Source organism: Prevotella amnii CRIS 21A-A, assembly GCF_000177355.1.
GTDB lineage: Bacteria > Bacteroidota > Bacteroidia > Bacteroidales > Bacteroidaceae > Prevotella > Prevotella amnii.
The window spans coordinates 80108-98764 of sequence record NZ_ADFQ01000105.1; the positions used below are offsets into that span (position 1 = coordinate 80108).

The 18657-nt window shown below is 33.8% G+C and carries 13 protein-coding genes and 1 pseudogene; 9 read left to right on the forward strand and 5 right to left on the reverse strand.

All coding sequences use genetic code 11. The features are described 5' to 3' along the window. Position 1: 1 nt before the first annotated feature. Complete coding sequence (locus HMPREF9018_RS09795; protein WP_008451031.1) at positions 2-1003, reverse strand: lysylphosphatidylglycerol synthase transmembrane domain-containing protein; 1002 nt, start codon at positions 1001-1003, stop codon at positions 2-4. A gap of 77 nt (positions 1004-1080) precedes the next feature. On the opposite strand from HMPREF9018_RS09795, the gene rsmA reads away from it, so the two are divergent. From rsmA to rsgA, 3 genes are all read left to right on the forward strand, one after another. After that, the gene (rsmA, locus tag HMPREF9018_RS09800) at positions 1081-1884 is read left to right on the forward strand and encodes a 16S rRNA (adenine(1518)-N(6)/adenine(1519)-N(6))-dimethyltransferase RsmA (RefSeq protein ID WP_008451100.1); all 804 of its coding nucleotides are present in this window, start codon (positions 1081-1083) and stop codon (positions 1882-1884) included. Between the two features lie 151 nt (positions 1885-2035). Beyond that, positions 2036-2596, forward strand: a complete 561-nt coding sequence (frr, locus tag HMPREF9018_RS09805) for a ribosome recycling factor (RefSeq protein WP_008451060.1) — start codon at positions 2036-2038, stop codon at positions 2594-2596. 79 nt (positions 2597-2675) lie between these two features. Further along, positions 2676-3620: a ribosome small subunit-dependent GTPase A gene (gene rsgA, locus HMPREF9018_RS09810; RefSeq protein ID WP_008451128.1), complete on the forward strand. Its 945-nt coding sequence runs from the start codon at positions 2676-2678 to the stop codon at positions 3618-3620. Between the two features lie 89 nt (positions 3621-3709). Here the strand turns inward: rsgA and HMPREF9018_RS09815 are convergent, their stop codons facing one another. The 3 genes from HMPREF9018_RS09815 to HMPREF9018_RS09825 form a co-directional block, all read right to left on the reverse strand. After that, positions 3710-5470 carry a DUF349 domain-containing protein gene (locus tag HMPREF9018_RS09815; protein WP_008451136.1) on the reverse strand — a complete coding sequence of 587 codons (1761 nt, stop codon included), beginning with the start codon at positions 5468-5470 and terminating at the stop codon, positions 3710-3712. Positions 5471-5629: 159 nt separating this feature from the next. Beyond that, positions 5630-6556, reverse strand: a complete 927-nt coding sequence (locus tag HMPREF9018_RS09820) for a magnesium transporter CorA family protein (protein WP_008451143.1) — start codon at positions 6554-6556, stop codon at positions 5630-5632. Between the two features lie 692 nt (positions 6557-7248). Then, a complete protein-coding gene (locus tag HMPREF9018_RS09825) occupies positions 7249-8163 on the reverse strand; it encodes a substrate-binding domain-containing protein (protein ID WP_008451014.1) in 915 nt (304 codons plus the stop codon). Positions 8164-8225: 62 nt separating this feature from the next. On the opposite strand from HMPREF9018_RS09825, the gene radA reads away from it, so the two are divergent. The 4 genes from radA to HMPREF9018_RS09845 all read left to right on the forward strand — a co-directional run bounded on the left by radA (position 8226) and on the right by HMPREF9018_RS09845 (position 14832). Continuing rightward, positions 8226-9623, forward strand: a complete 1398-nt coding sequence (gene radA / locus HMPREF9018_RS09830; protein WP_008451070.1) for a DNA repair protein RadA — start codon at positions 8226-8228, stop codon at positions 9621-9623. Positions 9624-9801: 178 nt separating this feature from the next. Beyond that, positions 9802-12276: a ferrous iron transport protein B gene (gene feoB, locus HMPREF9018_RS09835; protein WP_008451058.1), complete on the forward strand. Its 2475-nt coding sequence runs from the start codon at positions 9802-9804 to the stop codon at positions 12274-12276. A gap of 149 nt (positions 12277-12425) precedes the next feature. Continuing rightward, positions 12426-13031 (forward strand): ribosome biogenesis GTP-binding protein YihA/YsxC, encoded by a 606-nt coding sequence (gene yihA / locus HMPREF9018_RS09840; protein WP_008451056.1) that lies wholly within the window; start codon positions 12426-12428, stop codon positions 13029-13031. Positions 13032-13035: 4 nt separating this feature from the next. After that, on the forward strand, positions 13036-14832 hold the full coding sequence (locus tag HMPREF9018_RS09845; protein WP_008451045.1) for an ABC-F family ATP-binding cassette domain-containing protein: 1797 nt from the start codon (positions 13036-13038) through the stop codon (positions 14830-14832). Between the two features lie 123 nt (positions 14833-14955). On the opposite strand, the gene hemN is transcribed toward HMPREF9018_RS09845, so the two are convergent. After that, complete coding sequence (hemN, locus tag HMPREF9018_RS09850) at positions 14956-16320, reverse strand: oxygen-independent coproporphyrinogen III oxidase (RefSeq protein ID WP_008451122.1); 1365 nt, start codon at positions 16318-16320, stop codon at positions 14956-14958. A gap of 361 nt (positions 16321-16681) precedes the next feature. Between hemN and HMPREF9018_RS09855 the strand changes: the two genes are divergently transcribed. Then, on the forward strand, positions 16682-18187 hold the full coding sequence (locus tag HMPREF9018_RS09855; protein ID WP_008451126.1) for a glutamine synthetase family protein: 1506 nt from the start codon (positions 16682-16684) through the stop codon (positions 18185-18187). Between the two features lie 369 nt (positions 18188-18556). Beyond that, positions 18557-18657, forward strand: a pseudogene (locus tag HMPREF9018_RS10800) (Arm DNA-binding domain-containing protein); the annotation flags it as partial.

Here is an 18657-nt window from a genome sequence, read left to right on the forward strand (position 1 = left end):
GTTAGTTATTTGTTAATATTGCTTTTTTTGTAAAACTAAGTGCTATCCATGCATATATTCCTAACAAAATTACCAAGAATGTTTGAATAGTATGCACTATTAACACAAAATAAAGTGCATGAATATCATTTACACCATAAAGTATCAACATCGTTTTTACAGCAAAATGCCAAGGTCCTGCCCCATTTGGTGTTGGAACAATAACAGCTATTGAGCCTACTACAAAGCTTACTATGGCACAAGTCAGACCAAGATGAGAAGTTTCAGCAAAACAAAAGAAAGTAAGATAATAATGAAAAAAATAACTTATCCAAATAGCAAAACTAAAAAAAAGAAATAATGGAACATTATTAACACCTTTCAATGATAAAACCCCTTGCCAAATACCTGAAAAAGTATTACTTATTCTATTGTTTAATGAGAACTTTTTAAAAATAATATATAATAATAAAATAGCAGCTATGCCACAAATAGCTGTAACTCCCCACCCCATTGGTGTAAACATTTCTAATATATTATCAAGACGTGTACCCGTCTTTAAAAAGAAATTAGCAAATACTCTAATCTGCAAAACAAAAGCTAAAGCTGTTATTAATAATATTATTAAAGTATCTACAGCACGCTCAGTTACCACAGTTCCTAATGCCTTAGGAAAATTTATTCTATCATATCTATGCAAAATTCCACAACGAGCAAACTCTCCAATACGAGGAATTAACAAACTAACAGCATAAGAAATAAATATAGAATTAATGCTAACTGATATACGAGGCCGCTCATTTACAGGTTCTAATACTTGTTTCCAACGCCACCCTCGAAATACTTGAGCCATTATTCCAAATGGTAGAGAAAGAAGCATCCAGACCCAATCCATTTCATAAAGCAATATCTTTCGGATATTAGAAAAGTCAAAATCCCGATACATCCAATAAAGAATAGCACCTCCCAAAACAAGTGGGAATACTATCTTTACTATATTATTAATAATCTTACTTATCACCATTATAAGAGCAAAGATAGATAAAATGCATTTAAATACAAAAGAAAATAAGTATCTTTGTAGCATAATAAAGAAAATTTATGAAATTAGTTAAACCAAAAAAGAATCTCGGACAGCACTTTTTAACCGACCTCAGCATTGCTAAGCGCATTGCCGACACTGTAGATTCTTATCCCAATATTCCTATTTTAGAGATAGGACCAGGTATGGGAGTACTTACCCAATATCTTGTTGAAAAGCATAGAGAAATAAAAGTAGTAGAAATAGATGCCGAGAGTGTAAAATATCTTAATGACAGATTCCCTAATTTACGAGAAAACATCATAGGAAAAGATTTCCTTAAAATGGATTTAAAGAATATATTCTATGGTAAACAATTTGTACTAACAGGCAACTACCCATATGATATTTCTTCACAAATTTTCTTTAAAATGCTCGATTATAAAGATCTTATTCCATGCTGCACAGGTATGATACAACGTGAAGTTGCTATTCGTATGACAGCAAAGCCATGTAATAAAACTTATGGCATTCTTTCGATATTAATACAAGCATGGTATGATGTGGAATATCTTTTCACGGTAGACGAGACTGTTTTTAATCCTCCTCCCAAAGTAAAAAGTGCTGTTATTCGTATGACACGCAATAAAGTTACCTCTTTAGGCTGCGATGAAAACCTATTTAAAAGATTGGTAAAAACAGTGTTTAATCAAAGACGAAAAATGCTTCGAGTTAGTCTTAAACAAATAATCAAAAGCTACTCTACCTCAGAAGTTTTCTTCAAACAAGACATAATGACAAAGCGACCAGAACAATTGAGCATAAAACAATTTGTAGAGCTTACAAATATGGTAAGTGAAGAATTAGCCTCAAGAGATGAATAAAGAATTATTATCTTCAACACTTTATTATGATAATAAAAGATAGCAACATAGAAAAATAAAAAGTAACACTTAAAAAACAGAATGTTTTCTTGTGAAATTCTGAATTAATATATATTTTTGTACAAAGATAAATTAAATACAACAATAGAATATGATAGACGTAAAAGAGACTTTAAAAGAAGCAAAAGAGCGTATGAACATGGCAGTAATGTATCTTGACGAAGAGTTACAACGTATCCGTGCAGGTCGTGCTAATGTCGCTATACTTGACAGCGTACGCGTTAGCTCTTATGGGCAAATGGTTTCTTTAAACCAAGTAGCCACTGTAATGGTACCAGATGCACGTACCATAGCTATTAAGCCATGGGACAGAAAAGCTATTAAAGATATTGAAAAGGCCATAATGGATTCTGATGTTGGTATAACTCCAGAGAATAATGGTGAGATGATACGTTTAAATTTGCCCCAACCTACAGAAGAACGTCGCCGTGAGCTTGTTAAACAGTGTAACAAGATAGGTGAAAAAACTAAGATCCAAATTCGTAATGTGCGCACTGACATTAAAGAGATTTTAAAGAAAGCCATTAAGGAAGGATTATCTGAAGACTTAGAAAAAGATGCAGAATCTGACTTACAGAAAGTGCATGATAAATACATAAAACAAGTAGAAGACCTACTTGCTGCTAAGGAAAAAGAGGTAATGACTGTATAAAACAACAAATGCCCCCTTTAAGAATTATGTATAAAAGATAATAACTTAAAGGGGTATATTATATTATAACATCAAGTGAATGCGTGGATTAGTAATTAAAAACACAGGTAGCTGGTATAGCGTAAAGACAGAGAATGGGCAAATCATAGAAAGTAAGATAAAGGGCAATTTCCGATTAAAAGGCATTCGCTCAACTAATCCTATTGCCGTAGGAGACTATGTGAAAATAATTACCAATCAAGAGGGTACGGCTTTCATATCCGAAATAGAAGACAGGCGAAACTATATCATCAGAAAATCATCTAATTTATCAAAACAAAGCCATATTTTAGCATCGAACATTGACCAAGCCTTCCTTATAGTTACTACTAATTATCCTGAAACATCTACTACTTTTATAGATCGTTTTTTAGCGGGTGCTGAGGCTTATCGCATACCTGTAATACTTGTTTTTAACAAAATAGACTTGTTAAACCAAGATGAATTACACTATCAAAAAGCAATGATAAACCTCTATGAAAATATTGGTTATAAATGTTTTGAAATACAAGCAAATGCAAAAGAAGCAACTCCGTTTAACTCTAATCTATTAAAACCTTTGCTAAAAAATAAAGTAACATTATTAAGTGGTAACAGTGGTGTGGGGAAATCGACACTTATCAATGCTCTTTTACCACATATTAAGTTACGAACAGCAAGCATCTCTAATGCTCATAACACAGGCATACATACAACTACATTCAGCGAAATGTTAGAAATACCTGAAGGAGGCTATATTATAGATACGCCGGGTATAAAAGGATTTGGTACATTCGATATAGAAAAGACGGAGCTAACGAGTTATTTCAAAGAGTTTTTTAAGTTTTCTAAACATTGTCGTTTTTCTAATTGCACGCATACACATGAGCCTGGATGCGCTGTTAGAAAGGCTTTAGAAGAACATTATATTGCTGAAAGCCGCTATAATAGCTATCTTTCTATGCTTGAAGATAAAAATGAAGACAAATATAGAGCAGCCTTTTAAAGCTTTAAGAATATAAAATAAGGAGGTATTTTATAATACTTATAAAGCATTTAAATACCTCCATATATAAAAAATCAAACTACTTGTGCTTACTTATTTTCTGCATCTATAGCCTTTATCTTTTGTTTAATTTCTTCTACATCTGCCTTAAGCCGCTCTATACGACGATTCATCTCATCTATAAGGCTATTACCTTTTTTAGAACTAATATTTAAGAAGCCTAAATTATTTTCATAAGTATTAATTTCTTGCTTCAATTTCTCATAGCGATGCATCAATTTATTACGCTCATTATCTAAAGCACTAACACCACGCTCTGCTACTTTCTTAATATTATTCTTAAAACTATCTACACGCTTGTTAGCTTCACTTATATGTAAAGCACTATAAAGATTGTCTAACACATCATGATACTCTTTATATAATTTATCTTTATCACGATAAGGAACATGACCTATGTTATTATACTTCTCAGTAAGGTTCTTTACTTGTTCCTGTGTTGCTTCAGAAATATTAGCATATAGCTGCTTCAATTCTTCTATAACGCTACGCTTCTGCTTTAGGTTTTCTTTTTCCTGAGAATATACACCTTGATGTGCAGAATTGCGAGCTTCAAAAAACTCGTTGCAAGCACCTATAAAAGTATTCCATAGCTCATCACCTATTTTCTTTGGAACTATCCCTATAGTTTTCCACTCCTTTTGTAAAGCTACCAGCTTATCTGTTGTAGCCTTCCAATCAGTAGACTTAGCTAAAGACTTAGCTTGTTCTACAAGAGATTGCTTCTTTTCAAGGTTTTCTGCATATTTTTTCTTCAACTCCTTAAAATACTCTCCCTTACGCGTAAAGAACTCATCACAACCTGAACGAAAACGCTCAAATATCTTCACATTCATCTTCTTCGGAGCAAACCCTATTTCTTTCCACTCTGCCTGAAGATCCATTATCTGCTTTGTATGCTCCTCCCAATCGGAAGACTTAGTATTTTCTTTTTTGATAATATCCTCTAACTGCTCACACAAAGCTGTCTTCTTAGCCAAATTGTCTTCTTCTTTTGCACGAAGTTCCTCAAAATGCTGCAAATGACGTTTATTTATTATAGTGCTCGCAGCTTTAAAACGATTCCAAATCTCATCACGAACATCTTTTTCTACAGGTCCTGTTTCTCGATATTCTTGATGTAACTCTTGCAATTGATGAAAAGCACTTACTACATCTTCTTCCTCTGTAAGCTTCTCTGCTGACTCGCAAAGCTGAGTTTTCTTCTCTAAATTCTTCTTAAAATCATACTCTCGAGCTTCACGATTAAGATTTAAAAGATCATAAAACTGCTCCACATAAAGCTGGTAATTACGCCACATTTCTGTTACTTTATCAGCTGGAATGTTTTTTATATCTTTCCACTCTTGTTGAAGTTTCTTAAACTCTGAAAAATTTTCATTTACCTCTTCAGGAGTAGTTATCATGGCCTTTATACGCTCTATAATAGCTTCCTTCCGCTTAAGATTATCTTGCTTCTGTTCTTCTTGTGCCAAAAAGGCTTGCTGACGCTTCTCTTTTACTAATATCATCTCAGCTTTAAAAGCCTCCTCGTCTTCATCAGGAAGGTAAGTATATTTATTAGGATCACCTCCTCCTTCTAAGAAAGCCTTTTGCTGCTCTTCTCGTTCTGCAAAAAGAATTTTGTAAAAAGCAGCTTTCAAATGGTCTACCTCAGCTTTACTTGGAGCATCATCACTTGCTACAATCTCTTTCAAACGTTCTAAAACTTCTTTCTTAGATCCGTACAACTTAGTTGTCTTACTATCTTCTTCTATACCTTTTTCAAGGTTCTTCTCTTGAGAGTCCATCAATTAAACATTTTAGTTTATGATTCGGGTTACCAAAAAATATATGAATAAACTAACCTTATTTAAAGGCTAACTATTTATCACTTTTATTACAACATGCAAACTTAATTAAAAAGTTCGAATATACCTAATTTATACTTATTTTTATTATTAATTTTCTTACAATAACCGTTTATGACGTAAAAGCCACCAAGAAGCTCCTGATACTACAAAAGAAAGTAATATCGCTATTGGAAAGCCCCAAAGATTTCTTTCTAACCCATTCACAAGGTTCATACCAAACAAAGATGATATAAGTGTAGGTAACATCATAATAATAGAAACTGAAGTTAAGGTACGCATCACAGTGTTCATATTATTATTAATAATACTGGAATACGTCTCCATTGTCGATTCTAAAATATCAGAATAAATACTTGTTGTCTCACGAGCCTGACTCATTTCTATATTTACATCTTCTATCAAATCGGCATCAAGCTCATCTACTTGCAGCTTAAATTTCAACTTAGCTAACAAATTTTCATTACCACGTATAGAGGTTATAAAGTATGTAAGCGAATCTTGCAACCTGCTCAAACCTATCAAGCTCTCATTATTAACACCTTTATCAAGATTGCGTTTTGCCTTTTCTATCAATGTGTTTATCTGTTTCAATCGCTTCAAATACCACACTGCAGACGAAAGGAATACACGAAAAATAAGATCCACATAGTCGGTAAAACCTTCCCTACGCTTCTGCTGATAAGATACAAAATCTATCATCATGTTCGTTTCAAAGTTGCAAACAGTAATTGTTACATCTTTCTTATGAATAATACCAAGAGGCACAGTAGTATAAGGAGTACGCGAACGCACTTCCTTTACATAAGGAATACGCAAAATGATAAGCATCCACCCATCATCATATTCATAACGCGCACGCTCATCTGTATCACTAATATCCGAAAGAAAATAATCTGGGATATTAAACCGTTCTATTAAGTCTTGTTGATCTTCTTCAGTTGGACAAGTTACTTGTATCCAACAATTAGGCTGCCATTCTTTAATAGCATTTAAATTGCCATTAATATTCCAATATGTTTTCATTAATATAATCCTCAAATATTAAAAACTACAGAGGATTAATGTAATTCAAACACAATCCTCACGCTAAAATAAATTATTGAAACTTTCCGCGTAATAATCGTCCATATAATTATACAAAATGGTTTACATTTGCAAATGTAATAATAAAAAGTGATAAAGACAAGTGAAAATATCGTTTTTTGCACTATATAAATATAAAAAGTATTACATAAAACTTTACTCTGCTAAAAAAAACTTTACAGCCTTTATAAATAGCATCTCATTTTATCGCTAAAATAACTTCTAACAGTAAAGCTATAATATATAACACCTTTTTAAATCATAATATGATGTTTAAACCTTAAAAGACAACATATATAATAAGGAAAAACAACGTTTTATATGGCTATAACATATATATAGAAAATAAAAATAACCTATTTTTAAAACAAAAATAGATTAAAAACAATATAAAAATAAATTATTTTTCTTACTCATATAATGCTTTTTTATCATTAAAAAACATTTTCTACAAGTAAAAAACATTATAAGAAACAACTTTTCTTCACAACTATAACTTTTTTTATAGCAATGTCACGACAAGGAATTTTGCTCTTTTTACCGTAAAGCCTCCATTAATAACCATCATATACACCAAGCTATTACTTATAACATGGAAAGATTACTTAATCTTTTTATATCTCTTTTAAATGTTATCTCTTAATATTTTCCACAAAGCTCTTTATAGATAACAAATCCACCTTACGAGGAGGCTCTACTGTAGAATATTTAATATTAGGCAAGGCTTCTATCTGAGCATCTGTAAGACCCATATATTTTTTTATCAAACCTGCAAAATATTTCACACCATGCTTATTGATTAGCTTAACAGCGTTATTATATGCCTCTGCAAAGGTTGCTTCTTGCGCGCTTCTATCCTCATTGTCCATAATTGCTAACACCCCTAAGTTGATACCACTTTCAGAAGTATCATATAAAAGCACATTATCGCCCTGCATAGCCACTGTAGCCTGTGGCTCTTCAAACCAATAAGCATCTATTTCATGGTTAGCAAGCATTCTTAATCGAACAAAAACATCATTTACCTGAACACGAAACACATTATATTTAGGTTTGGCTTTATATACTACCTTATCAGTGAAAAAATCAGTAGCTGAAAAACGTGTCATAGCAACTATCTTATCACTAAGATCTGCGGGCTTAATTACCTTTGCTTGACGATCGGCTATAAGTTTCCAGCTTGCATTAGTACTTGTTAGATAATGTAACAACAATTTCTTCCTTTTTTTAAGCCGCTCTGTCCTTACCAAATCAGAAAAGGCCGCTTGCACACGATGATAAAGCATAGCAGTATCGCAATCCATCTGTGCATTATATTCCTTTAAAATTACATCAACCTTCGAACTATCATATAGCAAGCTATCTCTCAACAAATAGGCAGGAAGGCAATCCATTGTAGGCATTACTGCTACTTTAAAAGCAGCCTTATACTTTGCCAACTGCTCTTCCTTTATATGTTGTAGCTCTGAAGCTTGCCTATCTTTCGACTTACTACAACTAACAAGCACTGAAAAAAATAAAAAAAACAGATAATTTATATATTTCATACCTTTGCAAAAGTAAGCATTAATTTTGTAACTAAAAAAAAACTTATTACTTTTGTCGTATTATGGCAAAGGATAAGACAGCTTACGTTTGCAGCTATTGCGGACAGGAAAGTAGTAAATGGATAGGTAAATGTCCTAACTGTGGGCAATGGAACACCTTTAAAGAAATAAAGATAGCAGCTACCCGTAATACATCTGCTACTAAGCATGCTGCAACAATGTTACAAAAAGCAGGTATGGGGCTTATAGCAGGTTTAGCTCATAAGCCTCAACTATTATGCGATATATCTTCCACTGACGACCCTCGCATAGATATGAATGATGCCGAACTTAATAGAGTGCTTGGTGGAGGTATGGTACCTGGAAGTATTATTTTGTTAGGTGGAGAGCCCGGCATTGGAAAGAGTACCCTTACACTGCAAACAATATTACATCTTAACTTTAAAGTATTATATGTTAGCGGAGAGGAGAGTCCTAATCAGATAAAAATGCGTGCAGAACGTATTACTAAAAATATACCCAATAATGTAGTAATACTCTCAGAGACTTCATTGGAGCATATCTTTGAGCATGCTAAAGAAGTTATGCCTCAACTTCTTGTGATAGACTCTATACAAACCATATCTACAGAAGAGGTTGATAGCAGTCCGGGAAGTATAACACAAGTACGCGAATGTGCCGCTGCCCTACTTCGTTTTGCCAAAACAAGTGGTGTACCCGTTATCTTGATAGGACATATTAACAAGGAAGGTTCTATAGCGGGACCAAAAGTTTTAGAACATATAGTAGACACCGTAATTCAGTTTGAAGGAGATCAGCATTATATGTATCGTATCCTAAGAAGCATTAAAAACCGTTTTGGTTCCACTTCCGAGTTAGGTATTTACGAAATGCAGCAAGAAGGATTACGACAGGTAAGCAATCCTTCAGAGCTTTTATTAACAGGCAATCATGAGGGGCTGTCAGGTATAGCTATCTCTAACGCTATAGAAGGCGCACGCCCTTTCTTAGTAGAGACACAAGCCTTAGTATCTTCTGCTGCTTATGGCACGCCACAACGCTCAACAACCGGATTTGATGGACGCCGCTTAAATATGCTTTTAGCAGTTTTAGAAAAGCGAGTAGGATTTAAAATCATGCAAAAAGACGTTTTTCTTAATATTACAGGTGGGATACGTGTTACTGATATGGCTATGGATCTAAGCATCATTGCTGCTATAATATCCTCTAATCTTGATCTTCCTATAGAGCAAGGCTGGTGTATGTGTGGCGAAGTGGGGCTTAGTGGTGAGGTACGTCCTGTATGCCGCATAGAGCAACGTATAGCAGAAGGAGAAAAGTTAGGCTTCAAAGATATAATAATTCCAAAATATAACATAAAAGGATTAACAGGCAAATATTCCATAAACATTCACCCTGTAAGCAAAGTGGAGGAAGCCATTAGAGAGCTATTCGGGTAAAATAATTGGTATCGGTACTTATTCTCAATACCTAATAGTAGGTATTTTAATATTGTATACTATGTATAGGTAAATATATTCCGTCTATTTTTTATATCTTTGTTTACGAATTGAATGTGTAAATAAACGTGATGAATAAAATAAATGTTTATTGCAACACACAATAGTATTATATCAAATGAAATTATCTGAATTAAAGACAGGCGATTCTGCCATTATTATAAGAGTCTTAGGACAAGGTTGCTTTAGAAAACGCATTATTGAAATGGGGTTTATCAAAGGAAAAAAGGTAGAGGTTATGCTTAACGCTCCTCTGCAAGACCCTGTAAAATACAAAATAATGGGATATGAGGTTAGTTTGCGACATAGCGAAGCAGACAACATAGAAGTGCAACCAGAGTATGATGATAAAGAGATAGGACAAGACACAGCTAACCATCAGCAAACAATCTTTGCTAAGAAGAACGATGTTATGGACAAAACACTTAGTCCCATTAACATTAACACTTCTAATAACAAACATAAGAAAACTATATCAGTAGCATTGGTTGGTAATCCAAACTGTGGTAAAACCTCTCTGTTCAATTTTGCATCTGGCGCTCATGAGCATGTTGGCAACTACTCTGGGGTAACAGTTGATGCTAAAATGGGGTATGCTGAACAAGACGGCTACAGATTTAACCTTGTAGATTTGCCTGGTACTTACTCTTTGTCTGCTTATAGCCCTGAAGAGCTTTATGTGCGTACTCAGCTCACGGATAAAACTCCTGATATAGTTATCAATGTAATAGATACTTCTAATTTAGAGCGAAATCTTTATCTTACCACACAGCTTATAGAAATGCATATACCTATGGTATGTGCTCTAAACATGTTTGATGAAACAGAAAAGCGTGGCGATAATATTAATGTACAACAGCTTTCTTTGCTACTTGGAATACCAATGATACCCACTTCTTTTATTTCTGGACGTGGCGTAAAGGAACTTTTCAAAAAAGTAATTGATGTATATAAAAATGATGAAAACATACCTTCCGGCTATAGACATATACTTATCAATCATGGACACGAAATAGAAAACGGCATTAAAGCCATTCAAAAACATTTAGAACAATACCCCGACATACGCTCACGCTATTCCACCCGCTACCTTGCTATCAAACTTTTAGAACATGATAAAGAGGTAGAAAATTTCATTTATAGCCTAAACGACTCTACAGAAATACTCAAACATCGTGACGAAGCCGAAAAGCGTGTTAAGGAAGAAACCGGTAACGATAGCGAAACTGCTATCATGGACGCTAAATATGGTTTTATTAATGGTGCTTTAAAAGAAACACATTATCGTCCTGGTAATAAAAAAGGCAATTACCATACTACACATATTATCGACAGCATACTCACAAACAAATATTTAGGTTTCCCTATATTCTTTTTACTCCTCTTTATAATGTTTACTACTACATTCAACTTAGGAGAGTATCCCAAGAGTTGGATAGAAACGGGTATAGCAGATCTTGGAACTTTAATAGAGGGACATTTACCAGCAGGACCTTTAAAAGATATGCTTATAGGTGGCATTATCGGAGGCGTGGGGCAAGTTATAGTATTTTTACCACAAATACTTATTCTATACTTTTTTATTTCTTATATGGAAGACTCGGGTTACATGGCAAGAGCAGCATTCATAATGGATAGATTAATGCATAAAATAGGGTTACATGGCAAGTCTTTCATACCTCTTGTAATGGGTTTTGGTTGCAATGTCCCGGCTATTATGTCAACACGTACTATAGAAAGCCGACGCAACCGTCTTATCACTATGCTCATACTACCTATGATGAGCTGCTCGGCTCGTTTACCTATTTACATTATGATTACAGGTTCTTTCTTTGCTATGAAATACCGATCTATTGCTATGTTATCGCTTTATGTTATAGGTATATTAATCGCTATTATTACAAGTAAGATATTCTCTCGATTTCTAATAAAAGGCGAAGATACTCCCTTTGTTATGGAGCTTCCTCCCTATCGGTTCCCAACATGGAAAGCCATAGGTAGGCATACTTGGGAGAAAGGTAAACAATATCTTAAAAAGATGGGTGGAATAATACTTGTAGCATCACTTATTGTATGGGCTTTAGGTTATTTCCCCGTAAACGATGACCCAAGAATAAACAGACAAGAAAAACAAGAACAAAGCTATATAGGAAGAATAGGTAAAGCGGTAGAGCCTATCTTCCGGGCTCAAGGTTTCAACTGGCGGTTAGACGTTGGAATATTATCAGGAGTAGGAGCTAAAGAGATTGTCGCTTCTACTATGGGAGTACTTTATACTGACAATGATAGCTTTAGTAATGATAACAATTATAGCAATGATGACAAGAAGTATAGCTCTCTTCACAAACAAATAACAAAAGATGTGGCTAAAATACATGGTATTAGTATAAAAGAAGCCGAACCTATAGCCACACTTACTGCTTATTGCTTCTTACTCTTTGTGTTATTATACTTTCCTTGCATAGCTACTATAGCAGCAGTAAAAAGCGAAACAGGTAGCTGGGGCTGGGCTTTATTCTGCGCAATATACACAACGGTATTAGCATGGGTAGTAAGTGCTGTGGTATTTAGGATAGGATTACTTTTTATATAAAGAGAGCTTTGCTAAAAATTATACCTGCATATAGAATATTTACAGTATTAAAAGTATTTATCTTTTAAATGTTTATATTTAAAAATACTTACTTGAAGAAGTATTTGCAATAATTTTTATGTAATTTTGCCGCTAAATATTTAGCTATCATGATTATTAAAGATTCAGAGTTTACTATATCCTCTCCTACAGTTTTTAAATGCCCTAATGATAACAAGCCAGAATATGCATTCATCGGCAGATCAAATGTGGGTAAGTCAAGTCTTATAAATATGCTATGTAACCACAAAGGTTTGGCTAAAACATCGGCAAAACCAGGGAAAACATTACTTATAAACCATTTTATTATTAACAAAGAATGGTATTTAGTAGACTTACCTGGTTATGGATATGCAAAAAGCTCTAAATCTGTTCGTAATAAATTAGAACAGATGATAGCACAATATATATTACAGCGTAAACAGCTTATCAATGTATTCGTACTTATTGACATTCGACACGAACAGCAAACTATTGACCGTGAGTTTGTAGACTGGTTAGGAAAAAGCAACATTCCTTTCTCTATAATTTTCACAAAAGCCGATAAGCTAACAACAGGAAAAGCCAAATCAAATGCACTTCTTTGGATGAGAAAACTAGAAGATACATGGGAAGAACTCCCTCCGTATTTCATAACATCAGCTGAAAAGAAAACAGGTAAAGAGGAAGTTCTCAATTATATAGAAAGTATAAATTCTAATATCAATAAAGGCTAATTTTATGAATCAAAAACCTTATCTTGATGTTCAATCTCTTTCAAAACGATTTGGGGCTCAAATACTATTTAATGACATATCTTTTTCTGTTTCCGAAGGACAGCATGTTGGACTAATAGCTAAAAACGGAACAGGGAAATCAACTTTACTATCTATACTCACCGAAAAGGAAGGATACGATAGCGGAAGTATTATATATCGTAATAACATAAAGGTTGGATTATTAGAGCAAACCACCATATTCGATCCTAATGAGACTGTACTTGATGCTTGCTTTAATCATCAAGGTAATGAAGAAAAGCTCCTAAAGGCAAAACAGATACTCACTATGCTAAAGATATATAATATGGAGCAGCCTATGGGGGAATTAAGTGGAGGACAACAAAAACGTGTAGCCTTAGCTAACACCTTAATCTTAGAACCAGACCTTCTCATACTTGATGAGCCCACAAATCACCTCGACTTAGATATGATAGAATGGCTTGAAAGCTACTTAAAACGTGGTAATAAAACCATTCTTATGGTTACACACGATAGATATTTCCTTGATAATGTTTGCAATACTATCATTGAAATAGATAATAATACCATATATACATATAAAGGTAATTATGCTTATTATCTGGAAAAACGACAAGAACGCATAGATAACACAAAGGCTGAAATAGCACGAGCAAATAATCTTTATCGTACCGAACTGGAATGGATGCGCCGTATGCCACAAGCACGCGGACATAAAGCTCGCTATCGTGAAGAAGCTTTTTACTATCTGGAAGCTAAGGCTAAACAACGCATAGAAGAAAGACAAATACGACTTAAATCGTCTAATGTATATATTGGAAGTAAAATTTTTGAATGTCAATATGTTTCAAAACGATTTGATGATAAAGTAATTCTCCATAACTTCTATTATAACTTTTCTCGTTTTGAAAAAATGGGAATTGTTGGAAATAATGGTACTGGAAAATCTACATTCATTAAAATGCTTTTAGGTTACATTACACCTGATGAGGGGAAATTTGACATTGGAGAAACCGTACGCTTTGGATATTTCTCACAAGATGGATTACAATTTCGCAATGATCAAAAAGTTATAGATATTATAACAGATATAGCCGATTATATTGATTTAGGTGGTGGACGGCATCTAAGTGCGTCACAATTTTTACAGCATTTTCTATTCGACCCTGAACAACAGCATAATTATGTAAGCAAATTATCTGGAGGTGAAAAGCGCAAACTATATCTTTGCACTGTATTAATGAAAAACCCTAATTTCTTGGTACTTGATGAGCCTACCAACGATCTTGATATTCAGACCCTTCAGATATTAGAAGAATATCTACAAGACTTCCCTGGATGCGTAATTATTGTATCACACGACAGATATTTTATGGATAAGGTAGTAGATCATCTTTTAGTATTTAATGGTAAAGGAGATGTAAAAGACTTTCCTGGCAACTACACACAATATCGTGATTATATGCGCCTAAAGTCAAAAGAGCAAGATGTTTCTAAACCTATTCAACAACCCAAAAGTACCACTAAACTAAACAAGAGCCATAATAGTAGCAATGAGTTAACACACAAAATGACCTTTAAAGAGAAATATGAATATGAACAAATAACAAAAAAAATAGAACTACTAAACACAGAAAAGCAAGCCATTGAAGAAGCACTCTGCTCTGGAACTCTATCTGTAGAAGAACTTACTGATAAAAGTAAACGTCTGCCCCTAATAAGTAGCGAACTTGATAAACTTGAAATGCGGTGGTTAGAATTAGATGAATTAAAATCTTAATAACTAAAAGATTATACAAAAAATCTTATAATTAAAAAGTATAATACCTATTTTCCTAAACGCCGCACAAATAATTATTAACTTAAAACTAAACGTATAAAAAACTTTTTACTGCAAAAATACTTACAAAGGCTTTGAAAAATGCTTCTCTGTATTTATCATCATAGGATCAAGAGCCGCTGCTACATTACGAACAAAAGGACGAGCAGATGATAATACTGTTAAATAATCTTCAGAGAATGTTATCAAACCATCACGTTGCATCTCCTCTAAAACATCAGACTGATAATTAATACTATCCATAAGAAATTCTTTAGATATATTAAGCTCTGAAGCTAAAGTTTCCCACTCTATATGATAATTGCACATAAGCTGCTCTATTACTGCCCTTACTATCTTTTGTTGTGAAGATAAATTATATCCCTTACTAACAGGAAGATGTCCTATTGACAGCATTGCTATATATTCATCTATTGACTTAGTGTTCTGAGCGTATGCCATATCTAACTGACTAATACCTGTAACACCAAAAGCATATACTTGCCCTGTAGTGCGTCGAGTACAATAACCCTGAAAATTACGATGAAGCTGGTGAGTATTAAGTGCTAATGTAAGTTCGTCAGAAGGCAGCACAAAATGATCTAAACCTATTTCTTCATATCCTGCTCTTAATAATTCCGTCTCGGCATTCTTAAACATCAATGACTTATCTTCACCACTTGGCAGACCAGCCTTCTCTAATATCATTTGTCTCTTAAATATCCATGGACAATGACCATAACTAAAAGTAGTAAGGCGATCAGGCTTAAGAGTTATTGCCTTGCGCATTGTTTGAAGGAAACTATCTGGTGTCTGAAGAGGAAGCCCAAAAAGAAAATCCATATTAATACTTGCACCACCTTCACGCAATATATAAATTATATCTAATAAAGGTAGCTTGGAAGGAGTTCTATTAACTACTTTAAGTACATCTTCATTAAAATCTTGCACACCTATACTAAAACGATTGAAATGTGCTGATAACAATTTATACCAATCATTTTTTTCTAAATAACCAGGATGACACTCTATTGCTATTTCAGGATGTTCTATAGTTGGAAAATAAGAAAACAAATGCTCATTAAACTCTTTCAAAACTGTTACAGGCAAAGATGTAGGACTTCCTCCACCATAATGTATCTGAGAAATACACCTCTTTTTATTCAAATGCTTTGCTACAATATCTATTTCCTTATGAATAGCCTCTACATAAGCCTTTACATTTTCTTGTTTCTGCATAGGATAAGAATTACACCCACAATAATGACACAATCGGTAACAAAACGGTATATGAAAATAAAATGAAAGATTACTTGTGCCATAGATATTACTTCTTTCAAGAACATCTATATAGTTATCCTCAGTAAATGATTCAAAATAATTAGCTGGAGGATAACTCGTATATCTTGGTACAGATACATTATATTTATTAAGAATATTAGCATTCATTATAAGTAAAAAATTATTTTATTGTTTTATAAATTAATAAGCCATACGCCTATATAATCTTATTATTTCTATCTTAGGTAATATGACTTTCTTTTATCAAAATAAAATCTTGTTACACTACAAATATTTTTTCTTTAAGTTCCTTTTGTCATATCTTTATCATTTATTGCAAGCAAAAATACACAATTATTTCTTATAAACAGCCTTATAGTATCATAAGTTAAACATAAAAGTATATTTATGTTACTTTTATCATCATAAATGAGTAGGAAAAGAAGAGAAAATAAAACACTAAAAAGATTTATTTTCAGAAAAGAATTCTTATTTTTGTAATAAATATAACCTCATAATTTTTTTAATAATGGAAAATAATATTAATCTTTTTTCTGCTAACAAGTTGGAAACATTTCTATGCAAGAAATCAAAGACTTTTACCAAAGTAGACATTCTTAAAATAGTAGATAAGTATGAAATTGAAATGGTAAATTTCATGTATCCTGCTGGAGACGGAAGATTAAAAACCTTAAACTTCTCTATCCACTCAAAAAAATATCTCGAAACAATACTTACCTGTGGTGAACGTGTAGATGGATCATCATTATTTAGCTTTATAGCTGCAGAAAGTAGTGACCTATATATAATACCTCGCTATTCTACTGCTTTTATAGATCCTTTTGCAGTTACCCCTACTCTATGCTTTCTATGTACTTTTTTTGATAGAGATGGAAAACCTTTAGCCTCTTCTCCAGAGCAAACACTCTTTAAAGCTATGACAGCCTTTGAAGAAGTAACAGGAATGACCTATGAAGCAATGGGTGAACTTGAATATTATGTTATACATGAACAAGAAGAGGACTTCCCTGCTGAAGACCAACATGGATATCATGAAAGTTCTCCATTCTCTAAAACCAACGACTTTCGCACTGCATGTATGAAAATCATTACAGAAATAGGAGGTAAGATAAAATATGGACACTCTGAAGTAGGTAATTTTGTAGATAATCACTTAAACTATGAACAAAATGAAATAGAATTTTTACCAGTACCTGCAAATGAATGTGCAGAACAGATACTCTTAGCTAAATGGGCTATCAGAACTTTAGCCTATAAACAAGGATTAGACGTTACATTTGCACCTAAAATTACCACAGGAAAAGCTGGTTCAGGTATGCATATTCATATGCGCATGATGAAAAATGGTAAGAATATGATGCTTAATAATGGCAAACTTTCTGATGATGCACGAAAAATGATAGCAGGAATGATGGAACTTGCACCAAGCATTACAGCTTTTGGTAATAAAACCCCTACATCTTATTTCCGTCTTGTTCCTCATCAAGAAGCTCCTACTAACGTTTGCTGGGGCATGAGCAATAGATCTGTTTTGGTTCGTGTACCTTTAGGCTGGACCTCTGGTGAAGACATGTGTCATAAAGCTAATCCCTTAGAACCTTTAACACAACGTGATTATAGTGGCAAACAGACTGTTGAAATGCGATCACCTGATGGTTCTGCTGATATTTATCAGCTTCTTGCAGGATTATGTGTAGCTTGTCGTCATGGCTTTGAAATGCCTAATGCCAAAGAAATAGCAGAACGTACATTTGCCGATAGTGATATTCATGACGAAAAAAATGCCAGCAAATATGCTAACCTTACACAACTACCAGATTCTTGTGAAGCTTCTGCAGATTGCTTAGAAAAGCAACGAACTATTTATCAAGCCTACAATGTGTTCCCTGCTGCTATGATAGATGGCATTTTAAAGCAACTACGTGATACACACGATCGCACTTTACGTGCTGATATACATGATAAACCAGAAGAAATAGCCATTTTAGTGAAAAAATATTTCCACTGTGGATAATTATAATAGTTAACATAAATGTATAGAAAAGTGCAAGTCCCATGATTCCAACTATGTATTTAATGGAACTTGCACTACAACTAATCAGCGAAAATGAAGAAATATCGAAGTTGGTGTAAACTGACTGATAATGAGCAGGAAACGGAATAATTTGCATAGAAGTGCTCTTTTCAAAAAGAGTTATAATATGCAGATTTAGGCAGAAGTTCAGTTACTAGAGCGTTACCCGATTTCGTCATAAGTAACGATGGGGCAATATTCGGTAACTAAGTTATTTTCGCTCGTGTGGCTGTTGCTGCGGTCGGCAGTTTTCTGCATAAGTGAGGAACGCTTTGAAATTGGTAATTTTGCCACAAAACATCAAAGCGTATGAAACAAGAGAAAATGAAGGTGTTGCTCTACCTCAAAAAGAGCGGTCTTGACAAGTCGGGTAAGGCTCCCATCATGGGACGTATCACGCTTGGAAGGAG